Raw genomic sequence first — 26239 nt, forward strand, 5'->3', positions numbered from 1 at the left:
AGCCCATGATGTATGTTGTTGATGATTTTACCAGCATTGGTTCTTTTCGTAGTTGATCTAAAGTGCTTCGTTATTATATTAAGCCTGCTCTTACGGAACAGGTCTTATCCAGTGAAGTTGTCTTGATCAGGCCACCACACAAAATAACCCCACCACGTGGAGTCTGAGATGATCAAAAAAGGCGCGGACTGCGTCCGCACCCTTCCGTTCACTTACCCGCAGCTGGTCGGAGGTGAATCCGTACCTGCCTCCACGTTCACTTTCTCGGAGACGGTATCCCGAATTACAGAAATAACAAGCTGAAGCAAATAATTGATATCGCTTTGACTTTGCTGGAATTCCGTAACGAGTGGAATGCCGTCCAACTCTGCCTGCAGATCCTCAATTTCCTGTTCAATTTTGCTGACCATGTCTGCATTTTTGAAGCTTTCAAAAGCAACGATTTCCTTTTGTTTCTTCTTAATCGTTGCAATCAATTGTTGGATGCGCTCATGATCGCGAATTTTGGACTCAGCCTGTTGGAACTGTTTAACTTCCTCGCTCGTTCCAAGCATATCAGCCAATTCTTTGGCTTTTCCCATAATGTCGTCGCGTATAACCAGATCGCGCGTATCGTAGGTAGGCATTCCATAAGGGTTGTACTGCACTTCTTCCTGCGCCACTCGAAATCGCTCCATTCTATGAGATGATATAAGATGAAATACTCGATGTTGCACTAAGCTTAGTTAACTGCTTGATTGACCGCTGCGGTTACGGATCGTTCTTTCGATCGCTGTTGTCTCCAAATTTTTCTGATTGTAATAGTCTGTGGATAAAATTTGGAGACAAAGGCGAACGCTTCGCTTCTACAGAATCGGTTCCGTCACCTTCGCTACGCTGGGCCGTAACCCGCCAAGTGCAAAAAGACATTCATCTTATTAGGTTTGTGTATTACTGATTGGCGGCTACTGGCTCTGAGAGCAGGTTGCCCCGAATATAGAAAGTCATTGGATCGGTGATTTCTACATGTACAAAAGTACCGATCAATTCTTTAGGTCCTTCAAAGTGCACCAGCTTGTTGCTGCGTGTACGTCCTGCCAGAACATTGGAATTCCGTTTGCTCTCACCTTCGACCAGCACTTCAACAACCTTGCCGCGCTGCTTTTCATTGCTGCTATGGCTGTATGCGTTGATCGTCTCGTTCAAGCGTTTCAAACGTTCCTTCTTCACGTCCATCGGCACGTTATCCTCCATCACCGCAGCAGGTGTACCTTCACGCGGAGAGTAGATGAATGTGTAGGCAAAATCGTAGCCAACTTCCTTGACCAGTGACAGCGTATCTTCGAACTGCTCTTCCGTCTCCCCCGGGAAACCAACGATAATATCAGTGGTTAACACGACATCTGGAATTGCAGTTTTAATTTTGTCAGCAAGCTTCAGGTAGTGTTCCCGACTGTACTTGCGGCTCATACGTTTCAGCACTTCCGTGCTACCAGACTGCACAGGCAGATGGATATGTTCCACCAGGTTCCCGCCCTTCGCAAGCACCTCAATCAGATGATCATCGAAGTCACGTGGATGACTGGTTGTAAACCGAACCCGTGGAATATCGATTTTGCGGATATCATCCATCAGGTCACCGAAGCTATACTTCAGATCCGTGAAGTCTTTGCCATAAGCATTGACGTTCTGGCCGAGCAGCGTGATTTCCTTGAAGCCTTGTCTTGCCAGTTCACGAACTTCGGCAATAACATCTTCTGGACGTCGACTGCGCTCTTTCCCCCGTGTGAACGGGACGATGCAATATGTACAGAACTTGTCGCAACCATACATAATGTTCACCCAGCCGCGCATGCCCTCACGTTTTTTCGGTAGGTTCTCAATGATGTCGCCTTCCTTGGACCATACCTCAACAACCATTTCTTTACTGAACAGCGCTTCTTGAATCAGGTGTGGCAGCCGATGTACGTTGTGTGTACCAAAAATCATATCCACAAAACCATGCTTCTGCATGATCCGGTTCACGACGCCTTCTTCCTGCGACATACAGCCACACACACCCAGTAACAAACCTGGACGTTCGGTTTTCAGGGTTTTCAGATGGCCCAGCTCACCAAACACTTTATCTTCCGCATTTTCTCGAATCGCACATGTGTTTAACAGAATGATATCTGCCTCTTTGCGATCCTCGGTAGCCTGATAGCCCATCGATTCAAGCAATCCTTTGATGGTCTCCGAATCATGTTCGTTCATCTGGCATCCATACGTATATACGATATAGTGTTTGCCTTTCCCCACGTTTTTCAGTTCCTCGGGTACGGCTGTTTCGTAAAGCACCTGGACGTCTTCCTTGCCCCGTTGTTTCTCCTGACGATGATTAGGTTCGGATTTGATGTTAATCTCCCGGCCCCGGATTCTTATCTTTTTGCTGAATTCATCTTGCGAAATTACTTTGGCATCGGAGAAATCAAAATATTGGGAGTAATCCTTTTTTGAGTCTTTAGCCATTTCCTTCGGTCACTCCTTACAGCCTCTATTAATAAAAAATCGTTATTTCATCTTGTTTCACGTGATTTGCACGCTTTATACATCAAAAGAGCATTACAGCAAATTATAACATGAATTGGGCTGTAGTTCCACATCCAAAGCCGCTGCCCCTTCGCCTATCCCGAAATCTGCGCAGGTCTGCTAAACAGCCCGAAAATACACAAAAACCTGAGCTATCCCAGGTCGAATGTAGCGACGCGTGGATATACTCAGGTTTATACGTTCATTCAAACCGCCAAGATCACGGCTGAAGATTGTTCCATGTGATTAGTCGATGATTTCAGCAGTATCGCCGTTACGAGCGCCAGCTGCATTAGCTTCATCCGTATCAATATGCATGTCCAGTGCAAAGGAATCCGATACACGAGCCAGTACATTTTCCAGTACCAGACCACGATCTCCACCCAGACGAACTTTCAGCAATTGTTTGTCCTCAATGCCCCATTTAGCAGCATCAGAAGTATGGAAGTGGATATGACGAGCAGCAACGATAACACCTTTATCGATCGTAACTTCGCCAGCAGGTCCTTTAATCGTAATACCTGGAGTACCTTCGATGCTTCCGGATTCACGAACAGGTGCCTTAACACCAATAGCGAAAGAATCTGTCATCGAGATTTCCAGTTGTGTTTCCGGACGAACAGGTCCAAGGATACGCACTTTATCAAACTGTCCTTTCGAACCAATAACCGCTACTGTTTCGTTAGCAGCATATTGTCCTGGTTGGGACAGAGGTTTAAACTCAGTCAATTCGTAGCCTTTACCAAACAAAATTTCAACGTGCTCTTGAGATACATGAATGTGACGGGCAGATACGCCCACAGGTACAGTTTTGCTCATTGTGAATTTCACTCCTTGTTTATCTATGGCCTGTAGCCAGGCTCTTAACAATCCTATGGTATTATACCCCTTTTTGAAGTGAAATGAAAACGAACTGCTGAAAATTCATGAAATACACTTATTTTGCAATCATTAATCCCCTGCATTTGGTAAATCCATCTGAACATGGACGGATACTCCTTCCAGCTCGTTTTCTTCAGGGGACCAACGGTATCATGATTTACCATGTTCCACCTTCAAATTTTCCCTTGGCAAATTTTCTCCTAAATAACTCATCGCATTGCCCCACATCCAACCGTGAACGAGTGATTCGTCGTAGTGCTTGAGCAGCGTATCTATCAGCTTTGGATACTGCCCGGTATGTTCAAGGTCATGGATGTACGTAGCAATTCCGTCAAAATCAGACCCCATCATCAGATGATGCTCCCCTCCCAGAGAACATATCTGCTCAATATGAGGCAATAGATCTTCAATACATACTTCGCCTTCCTGCTTCACAAACCACGGTACAAACGTCAGCCCAATACGCCCTTCCCGGGCAATAATGGCCCGTATCTGATCATCCTTCAGATTACGCACATGCGGGCATATAGCATAACTGTTGGAATGCGAAGCGATAAAAGGACGTTCACTAAGGTCAGCAAGCTCCCAGAAGCCTTTCTCGGTCAGATGTGATACATCCAGCAGCATGCCGATTTGGTTACACAGTTGAACCAGCTCTCTGCCCTTCTCCGTAAGTCCCGCCCCACGTTTCTCCAGTACACCATCAGCTGCCCAATTGGCATAGTTCCAGGTAAGGCCAACGATCCGCACACCCATTTGATAACATAACTCCAGATAAAAGAGATTGCCCTCCAGTCCATCGACACCTTCAAGTGTAAGTAGTCCCCATGGTCTGTCCGTTTTCCCGATCTGCGTAAGCTGTTCTCGCCATAACAATGTATTTGTGCCTTCAGCTCGTTCTTTGGTTATCTCCACTCGCTTGCGGTAGGTGTCCAACTGGCCCATCACATGTTCAAACTTTCCTCTGCCAAGCACTTCGGGCAAATAGATTGCAAAGGCCTGTAAACCAATGTTACCTTCTCTCATACGTTCCAGATTCACATCCAGCTGTGAAGCATTTTCAAATGAATGGCTAGGGTTCATCAGCATTTTACTCAAAGCATCACAATGAAAATCGGCTACTCGGCAGTTGTGCATCACAATCTCTCCTTCTAAACGGTTATGTTATGGAATAAAACGCAAAAAAACCTGTCTACTTCGTAAACAGGTTCAATGCATAAACGCATGTATTATCTGGGCTCCACAATCAGCTTAATGGCCGTTCGGTCCTCGCCGTCGATCACAATGTCTGTAAAAGCTGGAATACAAATCAAGTCAACTCCGCTTGGTGCTACAAATCCCCGGGCTATCGCTACCGCTTTAATGGCTTGGTTCAGTGCTCCCGCTCCAATTGCCTGCAGTTCAGCATTTCCACGTTCACGAAGAACACCTGCAAGAGCGCCGGCTACGGAATTGGGATTGGACTTTGCTGAAACTTTTAATACTTCCATGGTAAGTACCTCCCTGGGAATGTTGAATGTTTGTTTCCACTTACTAGATGTTATTCGCGGGAGGCAAAAAAATTCCTTCTTTTTAGACGGGTTTCCCTGCAAATTGGGACAATACCCCTATTCCATGCGCCACTCGTCCTCCATCAGACGAATTTTCTCAATGCGTGTTGCAGCACCTGTGGCTTCATCGATCTCCACAAATACACCGTGGAAATGCCATTTGCCATCATCCACAACAAATCGTACCGGAAGCTGGGTGTAGAACTTGCGAAGCACCGCTTCACGCTCCATGCCCAATATGCCGTCACGCGGCCCTACCATACCCGCATCGGTTAAATAAGCTGTTCCTCCTGGCAAAATACGATCATCGTTGCTCTGCACATGTGTATGTGTACCTACGACCAGCGACGCACGTCCATCCAGATGCCAGCCCATAGCAATCTTCTCAGACGTTGCTTCAGCATGCATATCGACCAAAATGCATTTGTGGTCTTGACGCAGTTCATCCACAATCTCATCGGCAACGCGGAATGGACAATCCAGAGCAGGCAGGAACGTCCGGCCTTGCAGGTTGACAATCGCCAGCTCCTTGCCCTCTCCTTTGACTACGGTGTATCCTCTGCCTGGTGTTCCCGGCGGAAAGTTCGCAGGACGAATCATACGTGGCTCATCATCTATAAAATCAAATATGTCCTTATTGTCCCAGGTATGGTTACCAAGGGTGATGCCATGCACACCCCAGTTGAAAAACTCATTTGCAATTGCCCCGGTGATTCCCCGGCCTGCCGCTGCATTTTCCCCATTAACAATGACCACATGTGGCTTATACTTCGTTTTGAGGTAGGGAAGGTTTTCCTTCAATGCCTTACGCCCCACGTTCCCCACAATATCACCAATAAACAAAACTTTCATTTTACTGCCTCCTTAAACCCTACCAAGCGCAGCCTACTTCAAAGCATCCGAAACTTCGCAGGACCTCTATCTCTTGCTCACCATTTTTTTTATTAAATGCCTTTTAACAAGCTATCAAAAGGAAAAGTGGCCCACTACTGCGGCCACTTTTCCGTAATGCTCTATTTTGCGTATTCAACCGCACGGGTTTCCCGGATGACGGTGACTTTGATGTGACCCGGATAATCGAGTTCGTTCTCGATCATCTTCGTGATGTCACGCGCGAGGCGGAAGGCTTCAGCATCGTCGATTTTCTCAGGCTGTACCATAACGCGAACTTCGCGTCCGGCCTGGATGGCATACGATTTCTCGACACCTTCGAACGATTCCGAGATCTCTTCCAGCTTCTCCAGTCGTTTGATATACGTTTCCAGCGTTTCGCGGCGTGCGCCTGGTCTTGCTGCGGAGAGCGCATCTGCTGCGCCAACCAACATGGCAATAACCGAAGTCGCTTCGCAATCCCCGTGATGGGACGCGATACTGTTGATTACAACCGGATGTTCTTTGTATTTCTTCGCTAGTTCCACGCCGATTTCGACGTGTGATCCTTCCACTTCGTGATCCAGCGCTTTACCGATGTCATGCAATAGACCTGCACGTCTTGCTAAGGTTACGTCTTCTCCGAGTTCGCCGGCCATCAATCCAGCCAGATAAGCGACTTCCATCGAATGTTTCAAGACGTTTTGACCGTAGCTTGTACGGAACTTCAACCGGCCCAGAATTTTAATCAAGTCCGGATGCAGACCATGCACGCCCACTTCAAAGGTAGCTTGCTCACCGTATTCACGGATACGCTCATCCACTTCTTTGCGGGATTTCTCCACCATCTCTTCAATCCGTGCCGGGTGAATACGTCCATCAGCCACCAGTTTTTCGAGGGCAGTACGGGCGATTTCACGGCGAATCGGGTCAAAGCCCGACAGAATAACAGCTTCTGGCGTATCATCGATAATGAGGTCAATCCCTGTAAGGGTTTCAAGCGCACGGATGTTACGTCCTTCACGACCGATAATCCGGCCTTTCATTTCTTCATTTGGCAAAGTAACAACGGATACCGTTGTTTCCGCCACGTGGTCAGCCGCACAACGTTGGATAGCGAGTGTAATAATCTCGCGGGACTTTTTGTCCGCTTCTTCCTTCGCTTGCTGTTCAATGTCCTTGATCATTTGAGCCGTCTCATGACGAACTTCCTGTTCTACGTTGGACAGTATGATACTGCGTGCGTCTTCCATAGTGAGGTTGGATATGCGCTCCAGCTCCGTCACCTGGTTTTTGTAGATCATCTCGATCTGCTGCTGTGTCTCATCAATTCGTTTCTCTTTGTTAGCCACTTGCTCTTCTTTACGTTCGAGTGATTCCAATTTTTTATCCAGCGACTCTTCTTTTTGCAACAATCGTCTTTCTTGTCGTTGAATTTCGTTCCGACGTTCACGAGTGTCTTTTTCAGCTTCGGCGCGAATGCGATGGATTTCATCCTTCGCTTCCAGCACCGTTTCTTTCTTCAGTGCCTCTGCCTCTTTCTTCGCGTTCTCCACGATTTGTACGGCAGCTTCTTCCGCACTGGAGATCTTAGCTTCTGCAAGAGATTTGCGAATAAAATATCCTACTCCGAACCCAATGAATAGCGCGGCTGCAACGAGAGCGATCGTGATTGCAGGATTCATACTGTTCACCTCCTCGTTGGTTCCTCCAAGGCATTCCTTGGGTCAATTTGCAGTTTTCAAACCTTACATATTTTTGGGAATAACGAATACTCACGGCGATCCCCCGCCGATTTTCATTTCAAGTGTACATGTTGCCACGTACTATTCACCGTCTCTGGCGAACCCATAATCATGAATGGTATAAATCTTAAAAAACAGAAACCGCTTTTTTGGAAGGAAAAAGGGTTGTCCATTTCTTACAGACTCATGTCCATTTTAGTATTTGACGAAAGAAATTGTCAAGAGAATGCAGTATAGTGAGTCCAGTCTGCTAATCCCATAACAACGCTTCGTCTTCTTCGGGGTCTTTAACCTCGTCTTCTTCAATTAAACAATTCACGACCCGACGCACCATATCCATGGAAAAACCTCGTCGCATCAAGAAGGGAAGCGTTTTACGTTTCTTCTCCTGGATGTCTCCTTTGACCTGATTCCATTTTTTGCGTCCGGCGGTTAGAGCCGTCTCAAATTCCGCATCTGTACTTACACCTTCCAGCGCTTCAGCAATCAGATCATTGGCAATGCCCTTCTGACGCAGCTCTTGCCTTATCCACAGTTTTCCCTTCCGCTGGCCCTCCATACGCTGACGAGTCCATTCCTTCGCAAACAGTTCGTCATCGACCAAATTCTCACGCTCAAGCCGATCCAGGGCCTCTTCAATCAACGGTGCAGCAAACTCTTTCTGACGAAGCTTCTGACTTAATTCGTGGCGTGTCCGAGGTTTATGCTCCAGATATCGCAAAGACTGCACATACGTCCGCTGTCGCTCGTCAGCTACGATGATATCTTCCAAGTCTTTTTTCAGAAACGTATTTCCCCGGGTCATCCGATATTTAATCATTACATCTTCAAGCACCGTAATTGAATATAAACCAAAGGTAATTCGGTAACGAGCTTCCCTGCTCTTCGTTCGTTCAACTCGTGTAATGGTAAGTTCTTCGTTATCCGGGAATTGGGAGATTCCCTCCAGCTCGGCTTCTTCATATAAATCATCTTCATGTTGATCCATTTCGGTCTCCCCTTCCATGTCATTTTGTGTGTCAAACTGCACGGCCTAACTGACAAGTACATAGCAAAATAAAAGACTTCCTCGAATACATCTCCGACGGAGATAACACAGCTACACTGAATACGTTTAGCGTAACTTCACAGAGACATCAGACGCTAATACAAAAGGCCGGAAACAATATCCGGCCTCTCCCTAATAGTAAACGTGCCAACAGCCTCTGCCCATTCGGACAGAGGCTGTTGGACAGCGCGAGCGCACACACCATACCCCAAGCTAGATCGAGCAAGCTCAATCAGACAAGCTTTGGGAGTTCAGAGGGCAAGGCCCTCTAGGGCCCTTCCTACAAGGGAGGTTACTCGTTAATTTCAAATAGTTCTTGTTCTTCTGCTGCTTCTTTTTGTTGCTCTTCGCTAGTTGGCGCAGGAACTGCAGTAGTCAAGTTACTGGCTACACGAATTTTTTGTTCAATGATTTCAGCAATATCTTTATGCTCTTTCATGAACTGCTTCGCGTTCTCACGGCCTTGTCCTAAACGCTCGCCTTCGTATGAGTACCATGCACCACTTTTATTGACGATGTCCAGCTCAGTACCAATGTCAATGATACTGCCTTCTCTCGAAATACCCTCACCGTACATGATATCCACTTCCGCTTGTTTAAACGGAGGTGCTACTTTGTTTTTCACCACTTTAATACGTGTACGGTTACCAATCATGTCATTTCCTGATTTGATACTCTCAATACGGCGTACATCCAGACGTACCGTGGAATAAAATTTCAGGGCACGACCACCAGGTGTTGTTTCTGGGTTACCAAACATAACCCCGACTTTTTCACGAAGTTGGTTGATAAAGATCGCGATCGTTTTGGATTTACTGATTGCACCAGACAGTTTACGCAGTGCCTGAGACATCAGACGCGCTTGCAAACCGACATGGGAATCACCCATTTCGCCTTCGATTTCTGCTTTCGGTACCAATGCAGCCACAGAGTCAATAACGACAATGTCCACAGCACCACTACGTACAAGAGCTTCTGCAATTTCAAGCCCTTGCTCACCCGTATCTGGCTGAGACAGAAGCAATTCGTCAATGTTAACACCCAGTTTGCTGGCGTATTGTGGGTCAAGAGCATGCTCGGCATCGATAAATGCAGCTTGTCCACCCACTCTTTGTACTTCAGCGATAGCATGCAATGCTACGGTTGTTTTACCAGAAGATTCAGGTCCATATATTTCAACAATACGGCCTTTAGGCAAGCCGCCTGTTCCTAATGCAATATCCAAAGCCAAGGAACCGCTGGGTATAATTTCCACATTCATGTGAGTCGACTCACCCAGTTTCATGATGGATCCTTTACCAAATTGCTTCTCTATTTGACGGAGCGCCATATCAAGCGCGGCACGACGGTCTGACAATAAGCTCACACCCTTTACTGTTTATAAGATAATGATACCTTGTTTTAACACGTTTGCCAAGCTTTTTTTCGAACATACATTCGTTTTTTTTTGTAAAGGCCGAGGCGCCTCTTCCTCAAGGAAACTTTCCATTAAACAGAAAAAAGAACCGTAAACAAGGCTGTAAAGCCTGATTTTACGGTTCTTCCGTCTTCCTTTATTATACTTGCTTGCCTTGGCAAATGCAATCCGAGCTCTTAACTAGTCCATCTCCACAAGCTTGCGCCACAAACGGTAAAGAATCGCTTTCGCTGAACGAATCCGAACCGTCTCCCGATTGCCATTAATGCGCAGTTCATGAATTTCTGTCTCTTTACCACGCTCTGCCAGAGCGATGAAGACAAGACCTGGCGGTTTGCGTTCGGAATAACCAGGTCCCGCTACACCTGTCACTGACAGACCGAAGTCGGCATCCCCAATCATTCGAATCTGCTCTGCCAGCACTTTGGCCACTTCCGGACTCACTGCGCCCGGTGCATCTTCACCTTCCAGATAGGAATGCGGCACATGGAGCAGCTTCTCTTTAATTTCATTGGAGTAACATACAATTCCGCCCTTAAGCATCGACGCACTGCCAGGAACTGATGTCAGACTTTGCATGACGAGCCCTCCTGTGCAGCTCTCAGCCGCGCTAAGAGTCAGACCCATATCAGACATCATCGTTACAATTGTGTACTCTATAGGCACATCCTCGTTCGCGTAGAGATGCTCTGGCAATCGTTCCCGAATCTGAACTTCCATTGCATCCAGCTTCAGCTTTGCCTCATTCTCACTTGGAGCCTTTGTAGATACACGTACCGTAACTTCTCCCTCACTTGCATAAGGAGCAATGGTAGGATCTGTCTGTGTATCAATCAGATCAAGGAGTCGGTCTTCCAATGCCGATTCGCCAATTCCTGCAAACTTCAGCATTTTCGAGTAGATCGGCATTTCTTCTGTCAGTACATGCTGGAACAACCAAGGCTTAACTTCCTGTTCAAACATAGGAATTAGCTCTTTCGGTGGTCCAGGCATCACTACATAATGCTTGCCATTGTCAGAAATCGCATTTCCTGCGGCAAGGCCTGTTTCGTTCGCCAGCGGTGTCCCGCCTTCTATAACGATTGCCTGACGACGATTGTTTTCGGTCATGTCTACATTACGATCTCGGAAGAAGCTCTCGATTTTGTCCATGGCCATTCGATCTATATGCAGCTTGCGGTTCAAGACCGCCGCGATCGCATCCTTGGTCAGGTCATCCTGTGTAGGACCGATGCCCCCAGAAAATAAAATGACGTCTGCACGACCCTGAGCGATGCGAATAGCGTCACTAAGTCGATTTAGATTATCACCAACCACCGTTTGGAAATATACATCAATCCCGATTGCAGCCAATTCACGGGATAGATATCGAGCATTGGTATTCACAATTTGTCCAAGCAACAATTCTGTGCCAACTGCAATGATTTCTGCCTTCATTCAGCATCCTCCTGTACACGTGGTGAGTGATCAAAGGGCAATAGGATAATTTCCTATTGCCCTTCGTACAAATGATTTCTTCATACTTACCCATTTAACCTCAAACGTTACGCTTTCGATAAATGAAGCAAATTTTTGTTTTTGATAAAGTAATCAATACCTGACCAAATCGTAATAATCGCTGCAGCCCAAACGGCAATAACGTCCATGTGAATACCCGTGAATGAGAACGGGAAATTATTCAACAACAGCAGTACAATCGCCACAATTTGCACGACGGTTTTCAGTTTGCCCCAGGCACTTGCCGCAACAACCGAACCATCCAATAACGCAATCTGACGCAAGCCGGTAACCGCAAACTCACGACTAATAATGACCACAGCAATCCAGGAATCCAACTTGCCCATTTCCACAAGAGAAATTAGCACCGCAGTAACCAACAACTTGTCAGCCAGCGGATCAAGCAATTTCCCCAGGTTGGTGACCATATTATTTTTCCGCGCCAGATAGCCGTCAATTCCATCCGTGCTTGCTGCAATGATAAAAATGACAGCAGCAATCAACTGATTATACGGGAGCGATAAGCTTCCCAATTGCAACGGCTCTGGATAGAACGGAAAATCTACGAGCAGGAACACCATCAAAAAAGGGATTAAGCAAATTCGTGCAAGCGTAATCCGGTTGGGTAAATTCACAAGACGCCCTCCCTCTTATCCTCCATTACTCCAAACATTCATCTTAATCCCGTATTCATCATCCGGAACATGAAATTTACAGTTTCACTGTCAATCAGCACTAAAGTGCTCTCACTATGTAAAAACGCAAAAAATAAAGTCAACCGTTCAAACGCAAAACCGTTTTAAACGTTCCGGTGACTTTCAGAAGATGTACTGCTTTTCACAAAGTCAGCAAACGATGATGACTGGGCTTTGATGCTTATCTGCCAGCAATGCACACTTAGTATAATATACGCCAATTGCAGTGTCAAAAAACATACCTAGCTACAATGAGGAGATCTTACTTAAAGTTTGTATATTGCAGATCTAGAGGTAGATTGGCACCGTTCAACAACTGCATAACTGCTTGCAAATCATTCTTACTTTTACCTGTTACCCGGAGCTGATCTCCCTGAATCTGACTCTTCACTTTCATCTTGGAGTCACGAATCAGAATATTAATTTTTTTAGCGATATCCTGATCAATCCCCTGCTTGAAATTCAAACGCTGGCGGACTGTACCTGAAGAAGCTGGTTCTACTTTTGCATAATCAATGTTTTTTAAAGGTAAACCCCGCTTAGCCATCTTGGATTGCAGTACATCGATAACAGCCTTGAGTTTGGTCTCATCATCAGATACGATCGTTAACGCATCCTTATCAAGTTTCAGACTGCTCTTGCTGCCCTTGAAGTCATAACGCGTGCCAATTTCTTTTTCCGTTTGTGTAACAGCATTTGTCAATTCCTGCAAGTCCATTTTGGACACGATATCAAATGAATTTTCTGAACTCAAACCAGTCACCCTTTCAGTTAATCATATGTTCTGTAACATTATAGAGGATACGCCAAGCAAAAGTCTAATTTTATGAGGTTTTTCAAAATAAAAAAGCATTTTTGGCTGCCACTTGAGGTGGTTGCCAAAAATGCTTACCGTGCGGCTGCCATTCTAATAACGACTGCGATTAGGCTGTCTGAACATGTCAAGCACACCCAGAAGTACATGTGCAAGTCCAAAACCCAAAATACCGTAACCCCAAGCAGTTGGGGTCAAGTAATAACCCAGGAGGCTGACAATGATCCCCAAACCTGTTACGATCCAGCTGACTGTCACAGCCATCCACCTCACTTCACCAAAAGTTGACTGCAAGTTAAGACAAGGTTAGTGTCTCCCGCAGAAACTTTGGTTATTCGCCGTTAGTGCCGGTGCTTCCTTCGGTAGTGCTTCCTGTTTCATTCGTCGTAGTGCCTTCAGTACCTGCGGAGGACGTATCCTCACCAAGTCTTAACCGAATGCGGTTTGTCGCTTTCCCGTCTGTCACAACCTGCCCTGCAACCTCAATTGTGGTCGCTGCAGCGTAACCGGACTTAATGTACATTCCTGCACTGTCCAATTCAAAAGTATAACTGTCTCCTTCAGCGGTGTTGCCGTACTCTAACTTTTCTCCACTAGAGTTCTCGCCCTTGTATACTTCGAGCCAACTATGCCCCGTTGCTTTAATTGTAACGGTCACAGGCTGCCCTGCACTGCCGTTTACTTTGAAGTTCGTAATATTGCCTGATTTTCCGTCTTCAGCAACAGTTACAGAAGCTGGCGTATTATCCGTTGGGTTCTCTTCATTTTCACCCGTCGTTTGCCCATCCGTCTGTCCGTCAGTTTGTCCGTCAGGCTGCCCCTCTGCTGTTCCGCCACCGTTACCGCCTGCTTCGCCTTCATTCGTTTCTCCGCTACCTGATTCATTCGCTGGAGGATTGGAAGCTTGACCATTATCTGTAGGCTCATCCGGTTTATCTTGAGGTTGCTGCTGGCTGTCTGTGATCTTCGTCTGATCCAGCCCTTGTGTATCCGAATCATCCCTGTTCATCACTACATACACGTACAACAGCACAAGAATTAATACCGGAAAAGTCCACATCAGCGCAACAGACATCCAGCGGTTACTGCGCTCTACCGGGCGGCTTGAACGCTTTTGAATAACCGGCTCCATGGTGGCTTCCGTTTCTTCTGCAGGTACATCTTTCTTATGTCCCTCCAGCAGCTCATCAGGATTTAGTCCCACCGTTTCCGCATAGGTTTTGATAAATGCACGCACATAGAAGCTACCAGGCAGCACTTTGTAGTCTCCTGCCTCTATTGCCTCCAAATACCTCTTGCGAATTTTAGTCATTTCCTGTACATCGTCAAGACTCATCCCTTTTTGCAGCCGGGCCTCTCTTAACTGCTGACCCAGTTCAGACATGCCATCTCCTCCTTATGTTTATCTCTATGGTTGTTGCTTATCTATTTCATGATCCCGTACGGAGCGTTACAGTTCGTCGGTGTAGCTGGCCGTAAACGTATCATAAATAATTTCTTCATTCGGATTGTTGCGCAGTTCAATAATAATGTCAAAATCATTAAAATCATATTCAGACTCCTGCACAAAAATATCCGGATGTTCAATAACCTTGGTGCTTGGCATCGTCATGATGTCCTGTAACAGATTATAATGCCGTTCGCTTGAACGAATCGTACTGACAATTCCGTCAATGATAAACACATTGTTTGGATTCAATTCGTCCTCGGACATCTGGCTTCTTATGGTCTGACGAAGAAGTGTGGAGGAAACAAACGTCCAGCGCTTCATCGCACATACGCTGCCTGCAATAATGGATTCTGTTTTACCTACACGCGGCATTCCACGCAAACCAATGACTTGATTGCCTTCCCTCTTAAATACTTCACCCAAAAAGTCCACAAGTAACCCAAGTTCGTCCCGCGTAAAACGAAATGTTTTGCGATCATCCGAATCACGATCAATATAACGACCATGACGCACAGCCAGAATATCAACCAGTTTCGGTTGACGCAAAGCAGACACAGTTATGCTGTTCACTTTGCCAAGCATTTCACCCAGCAGACGGATCTTCTCGTCATCGTCCGATTCCAGCAGCATCCCCCGGGTTTTGCCTTCTACACCGTTGATGGTCAATATATTTACTTCAAGCATCCCCAGCATAGAGGCAATATCCCCTAAAAGGCCAGGTCTGTTCTTATGTATTTTATACTCCATATACCATTGTTTAGATTCCATTTAAACACCCCGTAAAGCATTATTCCACATTATTCGACAGTAACAGAACGCGTCCATTGGACGACAATCTGAGATATCTTCTAAAAATGGGTCACGTTAATGATATATAAAAAGAAAATGAATTACAAGAACAGGTCTGTAATCAATGTGTAATCATTAGAGAAAAGCCCCCTTGCGGGAGCTCTCCATCTGTAATCTTATGCGTTTTGTTTGGCCAATTTGACCATCAGGCACGCAATCGTACGACGTTCATCCTCGTCGCCGACTTCCCATAGTTCTTTCAATGCCCGGTTGGAAGGGTTCGCCGGATCTACTTTCTCATCCAGGAAGTCACCGATTTCATACGCAAGTTTGTTGATGGTTTCTTCATTCATTCCCATCTTCTCTGCTTGCTGTACGCGGTCACCCAAAAACTTCTTCCAAGTGTCAAAACTCGTGAGCACCGTTTTTTCTGTTGACATGATAAATCCTCCTTTGCTTGACGCATGAGATTTAAAATCAACAGTTGTAATATGTGCTTCCCGGACATTTTATATACGAGCATTTTTGAATTAATTGAAGATTATCTACAAATCATTAATTTCCATCAAGGCAATACCACGAAGTTAAAACAAAATTGAATTCGCGCACCCATATATTACGTGAGCCAGCCACCATTTGGACTTATAATCTGCCCATTAATATATCCGGACTCGGGAAGTGCAAGGAAGTAGACCAGTGAGGAGATTTCATCTGGCTGGGCGAGTCTTCCTGCCGGAATTTCCTCTTCCAGCATTTTTAGTTCATCCTGATCCAGATGGTTCAACATGGATGTTTGAACCGCGCCTGGAGCTACAGCATTCACCGTTACGCCAGATGGAGCCAACTCTTTGGCGAGAGCTTTGGTGAATGCATTTACACCACCTTTGGTTGTAGAATACAACACCTCACAAGAGGCACCCGACAGTCCCCAGATAGACGAAACGTTAATGATTCGACCGTATCTTTGGGAGATCATGTGAGGCATCATTTCCTGTGTACACAAGAACGTGCCTTTCAGGTTGATCGCCATCACTTCATCCCAGATTTCTTCCGTAACATCGGCCAGCATTCCATAATGAGATATCCCTGCATTGTTCACCAGAATATCCGGCATCAGCCCATGTGATTCCAGCTTCTCACGCATACGTTCAATTTGCTCCCGACTGCGAAGATCAGCAGACACCGTCATGACTTTACCACTGCCTTGTTCCATGCACCTTCTCGCAGCTTCATTAGCTGCTTCATGCGATTTCATATAGTGAATCACTACATTCATGCCCACCTTGGCAAAACGCTCTGCGATGGCCGCTCCAATGCCTCCGCTCGCGCCCGTTACAAGTACCGTCATTTCTCCAATTGGCTTCAATTGTCCTGTTCCCCTCTCCATATTAAGGACTCACGACAAGCGATATCGCCAGTTGATCCCAACGAATATGCTCTTTCAATCTGCGGTTTACCTCTTCCAGTGTAAGCGATTCATACAACGGGAGCATGTTGAAAAAATCACCACCACGGAATTGCTGCCGCGTGAATTCATTTGCAATGTTTTCTGGTGAATTGAGCATACGCAAATATCCACCTATTTTCTTTTTGCGTGCGCGCTCAAAATCGGTTGCATCAAAGCCTTTTTCCACAATAGCATCGACTTCTTCACGGATACGCGCAAGCAGTTGATCAGGGTCTTTGGTGTCCCCGCCAATAGCAGAAAAAGCGTATTGCGGCGAACTGTTATATTCATGTCCAAAGCTGTCCGAAATCAGGTCTTCATCATACAATTTTTGAAATAGCGAGGTACTGGAACCTAATAACAGATCCATCATTAGTTTGGTTGTCATATCCCGGCGCAGCAGGTCTTCTCCAGTTAGTCCCACATCGGTTTCCTTAAAGCCAAACAAACATTTGGGCAGAGAAACGGCCAACTTGGATTCACGTCTGGCTTCCCCCACTTTCTCAGGTTCCGGTTCAAATATCCGCTCGATTTTTCCTTGAGGTTTATAATTTTTCTTTGCCTGGTTCGAACGAACCATATCAATCACTTCCTGCGGGTCTACTCCACCCACGACAAACAGAAGCATGTTGCTTGGATGATAAAAAGAGTTGTAACACGTGTACAACGTTTCTTTGGTTATGGTGCCAATGGATTCAACGGTTCCGGCGATATCAATATGCACGGGATGTTTCTGATACATCGCCTCGATCAGGCCAAAATAAACGCGCCAATCTGGATTATCCGCATACATATTAATTTCCTGTGCGATGATCCCTTTTTCCTTTTCTACATTCTGATCGGTGAAGTAAGGATTTTGCACAAAATCAACTAATGTTTGTATATTTTCATTGACATATTCCGTCGCCGAAAACAAATAAACAGTCTGATCGAAACTGGTAAAAGCATTGGCAGAAGCTCCATGAGAAGCAAATGTGGCAAAAATATCACCTGTCGGTTCTTCAAACATTTTGTGTTCCAGAAAATGAGCAATTCCGTCCGGAACCTTTACTTCTTCCTGTCCTTCAACTTTAAAATGATTGTCGACCGAACCGTATTTGGTTGCAAACGTGGCATAAGTTTTTTGGAAACCCGGTTTAGGCAAAATATAAACATGCAGCCCGTTATCCATCACTTCGTAATACAGCGTTTCCTGCAAACGATCGTATGTTATGCTCTCCACCGACTATTCCCCCTTCTCATCACGCAAGAAATAAATCGTATCCAGACGGAATTTCTCTGCCGCCTCACGAACATTTTCTTTGCTGATCTGTTCTACCTGGGCCAGCAGTTCCTCGGCGGTCCGCTCTTTGCCGGATAACTGTCGATTGAAATCATAAGCAATTAGCTCAAACGCAGAATCCTGCATTTCCTTGAGCAGATTACGGATCATCGCTTTGGTCTGAGACATTTCCAGGTCAGTGATATTCCCGTTCTTCATTTCATCCAGCTGCTGCTTGATAATCATAACGGCTTTTTCGTAATTGGGGATTTCGATCCCCGATTGGATCGTTGCAATACCCTTATGTCCGTCATAACGCGATGAGGCATAGTACGCCAGACTTTCTTTTTCACGAACATTAACAAACAGCTTGGAATGAGGATATCCTCCGAGAATGCCGTTATACATCAATGCTGCCGCATACTGAGGGTCACCATATGTGATAGACGTGCGAAGCCCCATATTGAGCTTACCCTGATTAACATTAAGCCGTTCTACAACGGTTTCCACTTCTTTATCTCCACGAATAGCTTCCTGTGTATGATAGTCGGAAGAGGTGGCACGTTCTACATTGAAATAACGCTGTACCAGATTCTCTACCTCTTCCAGTGTGGTGTCGCCCACCACATACAAGTCCATACTTGCCTGCTGTAACCATTCCTGATACGAAGCTGTCAATGTATCTGGATCAATGCCCGGCAAATCCTTTCGCTCACCAAGCGGGTGCAAGCGGTAAGGTTCGTTTTTACACATCTCCTCAATACTACGTTCCGCAGCATATCGCATTTTGTCATTGACGATGGACTCCAGCATTTTGCGAACAGTCTCCCGCTCAGCTTGAACATAAGAGGTTCGGAAATGTCCATCCTCCTGTGCAGGGCGTGTAAGCACCTCTCCCAAAAAAGCAAAAGAACGATCCAACAGCTGCTCGTCCCCACCAACAAAGGAATCATTGATGGTGTCCATACGGAACTGTACGATCTGGTAATCGCCACGTTTATAGACATCAAAACCAAAACCCGCTCCATACAAATGTTCCAATTGTTCACGAAATTGCGTTGTTTCCGGATAGGATTCGGTCCCACGCCGAAGTACGAAAGGTGTTAAGGCTACTTTGGTAACCGTATCTTCCTGCAGGGGAACCCCTGCGTAAAGTGAGATCGCAAATGTCTTAAAACGTTTCGTAGGAAGAACATGTATGCGGAATTCTTTCCGGTTTCCTCGTTCAAATCCTGATGTATTCAAATGTCAAAACCCCTTTACGGCGTCATTTATCGTGCAAGAAGTGAAGCTTAAACGTAACAACCATTTTAACCCATTCAAAAGGCAAGAAGCAACCGAAGTCACGCCTTCTGGTTGCTTCCAAGATCATCACATACAGAATATATGCTGCCCGATTGTTTTTACCTGAGGACGTGTCCAGATCCATTTGGAAGTAGCTGTCTTCGGATTAAAATAATAGAGGCATCCACCGGATGGATCCCAACCATTCATCGCCTGTTCAACTGCTTTTTTAGCTTGTGCATTCGGTTCAAGATAAATCTGTCCGTCTGCAACGGCAGTAAACGCACCCGGCTGGAAAATTACTCCTGACGGTGTGTTCGGGAAACTCGGTGATTTCACGCGATTCAGGATAACTGCCGCTACTGCAACTTGACCTTCAAATGGCTCTCCGCGAGATTCACCATATACGGCGTTAGCCATAATTTTGATTTCGTTCTCCGACAACCCCATGGAATTGGCTGAGCCCATATTGTCCTGCTCTTTATCCGCAGTATTGTTATTTTTCCCACTATCTCCTGAAGTTTGATCCTTGTGCAACGGTGTTTCTGTTGGCGACCATTGTTTTGAAGCATTGTAAAGTTTCAGCTTGGTTTTGGCTCCAACGACACCATCTGCCTTCATGCCGAATTCCGATTGAAACCATTTTACCGATTTCAATGTAGTGCTGCCAAAATTACTGTCAATTTTACCATTGTAAAATCCCAAATATTTTAGCCGGCCTTGAAGCTCGTATACATCCTGACCGTAACTTCCATATTTCACAGCATTGGTGCTAAAGGTGGGTATCGACTTCTCTTCGACTTGCGGGGTACTTGGGTTTGGACTTTCGGTTGCTGTATTCCCTGGAAGCAAATAACGAATTCCCAATGCGGACATCAGCAAAATAGCAGTGAAAAGCCATATGTTCATTTTTCGCATCGACTGTGCTCTACCTTTCTCTTGTGGGATTAACAGAATCGCTAAGGTTATTATGACAAGCATACTTCGTTCCTATGCACCAAATCCTCCGATCATTGGACATCATGGCAAATCTTCAGTCAAGTGGCATGCAAAAAGCCCTCAACCAATAAGGTTAAGGGCTTGGATTGTTTACACATGCTGTGTATTACGAGCTTATTTTATTCTGTTGATACTGTTCCAGTGAGATCAATACTTCCCTTGGTTTACTGCCCTCGTAAGGACCAATTACACCTCGGGCCTCCATGGAGTCAATCAAACGTGCTGCGCGCGTGTAACCCACTCGCATTCGGCGCTGCAGTAGAGAAACGGAAGCTTGCTTAGCCTCCAAAATAATCTGCACTGCTTGTTCATATAACTCATCCTGCACTTCATCTGCTGCCTGAACGGAATCGTCCACCTCTGGCACAATGGATTCGTCATACTGCGCTTCACCTTGACCACGCACGTAATTCACGATATTTTCAACTTCCTCATCACTCATGAAAGCACCTTGTACACGAACCGGCTTCGAAGCTCCCATTGGCATGAACAGCATATCTCCCCGACCTAACAACTTCTCGGCCCCACCCATATCCAGAATGGTTCGAGAATCCACTTGAGAGGATACACCAAAGGCAATCCGGGACGGAATGTTGGCTTTGATTACACCAGTGATAACATCCACAGAAGGGCGCTGTGTGGCAATGATCAGATGGATACCGGCGGCACGCGCCATCTGAGCCAATCGGGCAATCGCATCTTCCACGTCACCCGCGGCAACCATCATGAGGTCAGCCAGCTCGTCCACGATAACAACGATGTAAGGCAAAACCGCCGCTGGGTTGTCTTTCATCAGATTGTTATAACCTTCAACGTTACGTGTACCGGATTTGGAGAACAACTCATATCTTTTCTCCATCTCAACAACGATCTTTTTGAGAGCAAGTGAAGCCCTTTTAGGATCCGTTACGACTGGCGCCATCAGATGCGGAATTCCGTTATATACGTTTAGCTCGACCATTTTGGGATCGACCATCAAAAATTTCACTTCATCCGGCTTCGCTTTGTACAGGATGCTCGTAATAATACCATTGATACATACGGATTTACCTGAACCCGTCGCACCAGCCACCAGCAAATGGGGCATACGAGCCAGATTACCGATGATCGTCTGTCCTGAGATATCTCGTCCAAATGCAATGGTCACTTTGGATTCAGCTTCCTGGAATGTAGCTGTTTCCATAACCTCCCGCATTGTTACTACGGATACCTCTCCATTAGGTACTTCAATACCGATAGCGGATTTACCAGGAATGGGTGCTTCCATTCGGATATCTTTTGCCGCCAGGGCTAAAGCAATATCGTCTGTCAGACTTACAATTCTGCTAACCTTCACACCAATATCCGGTTGGATCTCATACCGTGTAACAGCAGGTCCTCTGACTACTTCAAGTACTTTGGCACGAACACCGAAGCTTTCCAGCGTTGCTTCCAGCTTGCGTGCAGTCTGCATATAATCCTTTTGGTCGCCACCCTTACCTCCATTGTTCGGCTTGGAAAGAAGCCTGAATGACGGAAGTTTATAAGGTTTCGGAGGTGGTGGTGGAGGCTTAACTGGCTGCACTTCCTGCCCCTCCGTATCTGAAACAACCGAACCTTGAGCCCCATTGCTCAACGTAGACCCAACGTCTGAACTACCCTCAACAGCATCCGTCGCTCCAGGCCACTCATTGTTATCCACAAGTTCATCTGAGATCTTGATTGGGATCCCTTCTCCCTGCATGTTAGCCGTTAGATCATCTGGGAAAGGATACGCATCATCCAGATCATCATCTTTACCCGCATCCTCGGATCTAACATGCTCAAAGAAGTCACGGATGATTGGAGCCGAATTAGGTCTTGATTGCACAGGAACTGCTGCGGGAGCCATAACATCGGATGCGATGATTGGCTCGTCATGCCATGAATCTGCAGGCGTTTCCTGCTCGGCTCGGTAGACGATATGTTCCGTATCTAAAGAATCATCCTCGCCCACTCCACGCTCAGCCTTCGTCCGTTCCCGATCAGAACCCCATTTTCCAAAGAGTTGGAAAAATATTGGTGCTTTTCGTTTCGGTAGTTGCTGATCCTGCATATCATCGTCATCATCTTCCTCGTCGTCCACTGGAACAGGCACCACTTTGCGAACATTCCCGCTTTTCTTGCCCGCAGAGCTTGAAGTGGCACGTGCTGCTGGTCTAGCTTCCAGCTTTTTGTACATCGCACTTCCTGCATCCCATATCTTGGTTCTGAAAATGCGAATCAGATCGACATAAGAAAGATTGGTAATTAGCATGAAACTGATAACGAACATCACGATCATAATCAATCGTGCTCCCAAGCTGCCAAACAACCACAAGAACAAGGCAAACTGCGCCGCTCCTATATAACCGCCGCTAATGTCCTTATTGAGCATCGAATCCCGTTCGCCTGGCGCAGCAGGCGTGAGTAACTCGGTTTGCATATCATTATGTATCTGTGTAAGTACAGCACCAGGCTCAAGGGCTCCAACCGGTATAAGCTTCTGGTGCATAGCAGAGACGGTACTCATCAGGGTTAAAGCAAACACCAGCAATACGAGCCCTGTCTTGCGCGTTGTCCAGCCGCTTGGCCATTTTCGATGAATCATCACCATTAAGCCATAATAAATCCCTATAAGCGGAATCGCAAAATAGAACTTGCCAAGCATCAATCCAAACATCTTGGAAAGCGAGCGCCCTACGGTTGCTTCACCCGACAAGGCAATGACAGCAAGGGTAATAAGCACAATGCCGTAAATTTCATATTTTAAAACGCCGCTAAATGCTGCGGCCTTTTTTTTCCTCTTTTTTCTTCTGGCCAAAATCAGGTCACCCCCAGAAGAATATTATACCATACAAATATAATCCGTACATATGTTCTTTTTCTGCTCAATTTGTCTTATTTGGTCACGTTATGTTGGTCCCGGGTTACCCGAAAGTGGAACGATCGATCCGGGCATATTGGCGGGATTCAGATAAGCTTCCAAGGGGCATTCAAGTAAACGTACAATGACAGCTTCATTTTCATTAACAGGTCTGACCTGCATCAATAATCCGTTCATCTTGATCTCCCGGGTGTCTTCTCCCTCATTCCACATCCCTGACCACAACAGTTCAGGTGGCATCACTGTGTAGAGCGTCATTGGGTATAACCCCCTGCCTGCAGCGTCTGTCTTTTGTCTCCTATGAGCTGATTTAATTGAGCGATGGCCTGGCCGATCCCGCCTACGGCATCCATCAATCCATATTTAACCGCATCTGCGCTACCCACAGCTGTTCCGATATCGCGGTTGAGTTCACCTGTCTTAAACATCAGTTCCTTAAACATTTCTTCAGAGATATTGGAGTGCGACGTAACAAATCTTACGACACGTTCCTGCATCTTCTCCATGTACTCAAACGTCTGAGGCACGCCTATCACGAGTCCGTTCATGCGGATCGGATGAATGGTCATTGTTGCACTACCCGCGATCAGGGAATAGGTTGAAGCAACCGCAATTGGAACCCCGATGCTGTGCCCTCCTCCAATGACGACAGTAACCGTAGGTTTGCTGAGTGAAGCAATCATTTCAGCAATAGCCAAGCCCGCCTCCACATCTCCTCCTACCGTGTTTAAAATGATCAGAATTCCTTCGATTCGCTGATTCTGCTCTGCTGCAACCAGCTGAGGAATGAGGTGTTCATACTTTGTTGTTTTGTTTTGCGGAGGTAAAATTAAATGCCCTTCCACCTGACCGATAATGGTCATACAGAAAATGTTCGATTCAGCTGCAGGTGACTGCGTCTGTCCAAATTGCTGAATAGCCTCCGTTACAGGTGACATCGCCTTTTCCTCTTGTGCAGGCACTTCCGGTGTCTCGGTGCCCGGTTGTTCCGATTTGGGTGTTTGCTTGTTTTTCATATATTCGCTCATTCGATTACTCCCCTTCTCCAGAAACATGTAATGTATTTCCTTAGTATGGGGAATGTTCCAGCTGACTTATACCCGATTACTCATCAATTTCTCCATAATCTGGTGTAAGGCCAGAAAAAAACAAAAAAAGCCCCTTCTCTACGAGGAACCGTCCAATATTACTCGTAGAGAAGGGGCGACTGTGTGCCTGAATTTATGTTTTTGTTTGATTTATTTTAAACTTCCATAATGATTGGCAAAATCATCGGTCTACGACGAGTTTGCTCATACAAGAAGCGTCCGAGTGCATCTTTAACATTCGTTTTGAGTGAAGCCCATTCGTTAACGTTCTCACTCATCAACTTCTGCAATGTGCTGCTGACAATGCGATTCGCTTCATCAAGCAGTCCTTCCGATTCGCGTACATAGACAAATCCACGGGAGATGATGTCCGGACCGGAAACAATTTTGCCATCCTGTTTGCTCAGTGTTACCACGACAACCAGAATGCCATCCTGTGACAGCAATTTACGGTCACGCAATACGATGTTACCTACATCGCCTACACCCAAGCCATCGATCAACACGTTACCTGCAGTAACTTTACCTGCCTTGCGTGCTGCTCCACCTTGAATTTCAACAACTTCACCAATATCCGTAATGAAAATGTTGTCTGGTTCAATACCTACAGATTCAGCCAGTACCGCGTGGCGGCGCTGCATACGGAATTCACCGTGAATCGGCAGGAAATATTTTGGTTTCATCAGGTTAAGCATCAGCTTGAGCTCTTCCTGGCTACCGTGACCGGATACGTGAACGCCACTGTTTGCACCGCTGTAATGCACGTTGGCACCCAGACGGAACAGTTCATCAATCGTACGGCCTACATATTTCTCATTACCTGGAACTGGAGTTGCAGCAATAATTACTGTATCACCAGGCAAAATATCTACTTTACGATGAGTGGAACGAGCCATCCGTGTCAATGCTGACATCGGCTCGCCTTGGCTACCTGTGCAGAGAATTACTACACGGTCTGCAGCCATTTTGCCTACTTCTTCCGGCTCAATAATCATGCCGTCTGGAATCTCAAGATAACCCAGTTCAGAAGCAATACCCACCACATTTACCATACTGCGTCCAATAACTGCGACTTTACGTCCAGTTACTTCAGCTGCATTGATAACCTGTTGAATCCGGTGTACGTTGGAAGCAAATGTTGCTACAACGACACGTTGGCTTGCTTTGCGGAAGATATCTTCCAGAACGATACCCACATTTTTCTCCGAAGGTGTAAATCCAGGTTTCTCTGCGTTGGTACTATCGGACAAGAGGGCAAGTACGCCATTGGTTCCGATCTGTGCCATACGCTGGAGATCTGCATATTGACCATTGACTGGAGTGTGGTCAAATTTGAAGTCACCTGTATGAACAACAGCGCCTTCCGGTGTTTCGACACATACGCCGACGGAATCCGGAATACTATGGTTAGTAGCAAAGAACGTTGCTTTCAATACAGAGCCGAGTTGAATCTCGGAATCCGCATCAATCAGGATGCGTTTTGTTTCACCCAGCAAATTGGCTTCTTTCAGCTTGTTCTCCACAAGTCCGAGAGTAAGCTTTGTTCCGTATACAGGAACATTCAAATGTTTCAGAACATATGGCAGACCACCGATATGATCCTCATGTCCGTGAGTCAAAATAATACCTCTTACTTTGTCACGGTTTTCAGTTAGATAAGAGATGTCAGGAATGACAATGTCGATTCCAAGCATATCTTCTTCCGGGAATTTAAGACCAGCATCTACGACTACAATGTCGTTCGCGTATTGGATGACGTACATATTTTTACCAATCTCGCCTACGCCGCCCAAAGCAAAAATCATCAGTTTATCGTTGTTATTTTTCTTAGACAAATGAATCTAAACCTCCTATGGTAGTTGGACGTCGTACCTTATTATTTTATTGTAAGTTAAGAAAAGCAGTCCATCACACCCATGCCCGTAAATAGGGATGAATGCAAAAGAGCACCTTTATTCACGATATTTGGAAG

At 46.0% G+C, this 26239-nt stretch carries 24 protein-coding genes; all 24 read right to left on the reverse strand.

What is annotated here, in order from left to right; all coding sequences use genetic code 11:
* Positions 1-212 precede the first annotated feature (212 nt).
* The 24 genes from AC4PM4_RS15285 to AC4PM4_RS15400 all read right to left on the reverse strand — a co-directional run bounded on the left by AC4PM4_RS15285 (position 213) and on the right by AC4PM4_RS15400 (position 26102).
* Positions 213-626, reverse strand: a complete 414-nt coding sequence (locus AC4PM4_RS15285) for a YlbF/YmcA family competence regulator (RefSeq protein WP_372828763.1) — start codon at positions 624-626, stop codon at positions 213-215.
* Between the two features lie 304 nt (positions 627-930).
* Positions 931-2487: a tRNA (N6-isopentenyl adenosine(37)-C2)-methylthiotransferase MiaB gene (gene miaB, locus AC4PM4_RS15290; RefSeq protein WP_090949141.1), complete on the reverse strand. Its 1557-nt coding sequence runs from the start codon at positions 2485-2487 to the stop codon at positions 931-933.
* Between the two features lie 306 nt (positions 2488-2793).
* Positions 2794-3366 (reverse strand): phosphate propanoyltransferase, encoded by a 573-nt coding sequence (pduL, locus tag AC4PM4_RS15295; RefSeq protein ID WP_053783855.1) that lies wholly within the window; start codon positions 3364-3366, stop codon positions 2794-2796.
* A gap of 213 nt (positions 3367-3579) precedes the next feature.
* On the reverse strand, positions 3580-4566 hold the full coding sequence (locus AC4PM4_RS15300; protein WP_491613991.1) for a dipeptidase: 987 nt from the start codon (positions 4564-4566) through the stop codon (positions 3580-3582).
* Positions 4567-4658: 92 nt separating this feature from the next.
* Positions 4659-4919: a stage V sporulation protein S gene (locus AC4PM4_RS15305; RefSeq protein WP_019005392.1), complete on the reverse strand. Its 261-nt coding sequence runs from the start codon at positions 4917-4919 to the stop codon at positions 4659-4661.
* A gap of 117 nt (positions 4920-5036) precedes the next feature.
* Positions 5037-5831, reverse strand: coding sequence for a TIGR00282 family metallophosphoesterase (locus tag AC4PM4_RS15310; protein ID WP_024630289.1), 795 nt, complete (start codon positions 5829-5831; stop codon positions 5037-5039).
* 161 nt (positions 5832-5992) lie between these two features.
* On the reverse strand, positions 5993-7534 hold the full coding sequence (gene rny, locus AC4PM4_RS15315) for a ribonuclease Y (RefSeq protein ID WP_053783853.1): 1542 nt from the start codon (positions 7532-7534) through the stop codon (positions 5993-5995).
* 310 nt (positions 7535-7844) lie between these two features.
* Entirely contained in the window at positions 7845-8582 is a 738-nt protein-coding gene (locus AC4PM4_RS15320) for a regulatory protein RecX (RefSeq protein WP_079694665.1), read from the reverse strand.
* 352 nt (positions 8583-8934) lie between these two features.
* Positions 8935-9999, reverse strand: a complete 1065-nt coding sequence (recA, locus tag AC4PM4_RS15325; RefSeq protein ID WP_053783851.1) for a recombinase RecA — start codon at positions 9997-9999, stop codon at positions 8935-8937.
* A 240-nt stretch (positions 10000-10239) separates the two neighbouring features.
* Entirely contained in the window at positions 10240-11496 is a 1257-nt protein-coding gene (locus tag AC4PM4_RS15330; RefSeq protein ID WP_063566358.1) for a competence/damage-inducible protein A, read from the reverse strand.
* Between the two features lie 107 nt (positions 11497-11603).
* Positions 11604-12191 (reverse strand): CDP-diacylglycerol--glycerol-3-phosphate 3-phosphatidyltransferase, encoded by a 588-nt coding sequence (gene pgsA, locus AC4PM4_RS15335; RefSeq protein ID WP_063566359.1) that lies wholly within the window; start codon positions 12189-12191, stop codon positions 11604-11606.
* A gap of 322 nt (positions 12192-12513) precedes the next feature.
* Complete coding sequence (locus AC4PM4_RS15340; protein WP_017689115.1) at positions 12514-13005, reverse strand: YajQ family cyclic di-GMP-binding protein; 492 nt, start codon at positions 13003-13005, stop codon at positions 12514-12516.
* Between the two features lie 153 nt (positions 13006-13158).
* Positions 13159-13329: a hypothetical protein gene (locus tag AC4PM4_RS15345; RefSeq protein ID WP_157258470.1), complete on the reverse strand. Its 171-nt coding sequence runs from the start codon at positions 13327-13329 to the stop codon at positions 13159-13161.
* A 67-nt stretch (positions 13330-13396) separates the two neighbouring features.
* Entirely contained in the window at positions 13397-14449 is a 1053-nt protein-coding gene (locus tag AC4PM4_RS15350) for a helix-turn-helix domain-containing protein (protein WP_090805430.1), read from the reverse strand.
* Between the two features lie 66 nt (positions 14450-14515).
* Entirely contained in the window at positions 14516-15283 is a 768-nt protein-coding gene (locus tag AC4PM4_RS15355) for a DUF3388 domain-containing protein (RefSeq protein ID WP_024630282.1), read from the reverse strand.
* A gap of 197 nt (positions 15284-15480) precedes the next feature.
* Positions 15481-15744: a DUF3243 domain-containing protein gene (locus AC4PM4_RS15360; protein WP_063566361.1), complete on the reverse strand. Its 264-nt coding sequence runs from the start codon at positions 15742-15744 to the stop codon at positions 15481-15483.
* A gap of 176 nt (positions 15745-15920) precedes the next feature.
* The gene (ymfI, locus tag AC4PM4_RS15365) at positions 15921-16691 is read right to left on the reverse strand and encodes an elongation factor P 5-aminopentanone reductase (RefSeq protein WP_063566362.1); all 771 of its coding nucleotides are present in this window, start codon (positions 16689-16691) and stop codon (positions 15921-15923) included.
* 1 nt (position 16692) lies between these two features.
* Positions 16693-17973 carry an EF-P 5-aminopentanol modification-associated protein YfmH gene (gene yfmH / locus AC4PM4_RS15370; protein ID WP_491613997.1) on the reverse strand — a complete coding sequence of 427 codons (1281 nt, stop codon included), beginning with the start codon at positions 17971-17973 and terminating at the stop codon, positions 16693-16695.
* 3 nt (positions 17974-17976) lie between these two features.
* Positions 17977-19257: an EF-P 5-aminopentanol modification-associated protein YfmF gene (gene yfmF / locus AC4PM4_RS15375; protein WP_063566364.1), complete on the reverse strand. Its 1281-nt coding sequence runs from the start codon at positions 19255-19257 to the stop codon at positions 17977-17979.
* A gap of 126 nt (positions 19258-19383) precedes the next feature.
* Positions 19384-20214: a spore cortex-lytic enzyme gene (gene sleB, locus AC4PM4_RS15380; protein ID WP_063566365.1), complete on the reverse strand. Its 831-nt coding sequence runs from the start codon at positions 20212-20214 to the stop codon at positions 19384-19386.
* Positions 20215-20401: 187 nt separating this feature from the next.
* On the reverse strand, positions 20402-23116 hold the full coding sequence (locus tag AC4PM4_RS15385) for an FtsK/SpoIIIE family DNA translocase (RefSeq protein ID WP_400344039.1): 2715 nt from the start codon (positions 23114-23116) through the stop codon (positions 20402-20404).
* A gap of 90 nt (positions 23117-23206) precedes the next feature.
* On the reverse strand, positions 23207-23437 hold the full coding sequence (locus AC4PM4_RS15390) for a YlzJ-like family protein (RefSeq protein WP_063566367.1): 231 nt from the start codon (positions 23435-23437) through the stop codon (positions 23207-23209).
* Positions 23434-24195: a ClpP family protease gene (locus AC4PM4_RS15395; RefSeq protein WP_063566429.1), complete on the reverse strand. Its 762-nt coding sequence runs from the start codon at positions 24193-24195 to the stop codon at positions 23434-23436. Before AC4PM4_RS15395 ends, AC4PM4_RS15390 begins: the two co-directional genes overlap by 4 nt.
* Before the next feature lie 227 nt (positions 24196-24422).
* The gene (locus AC4PM4_RS15400) at positions 24423-26102 is read right to left on the reverse strand and encodes a ribonuclease J (RefSeq protein ID WP_063566368.1); all 1680 of its coding nucleotides are present in this window, start codon (positions 26100-26102) and stop codon (positions 24423-24425) included.
* Between the last annotated feature and the right edge of the window lie 137 nt (positions 26103-26239).

The sequence above is a fragment of the Paenibacillus sp. MDV22-iso6 genome (assembly GCF_058408365.1).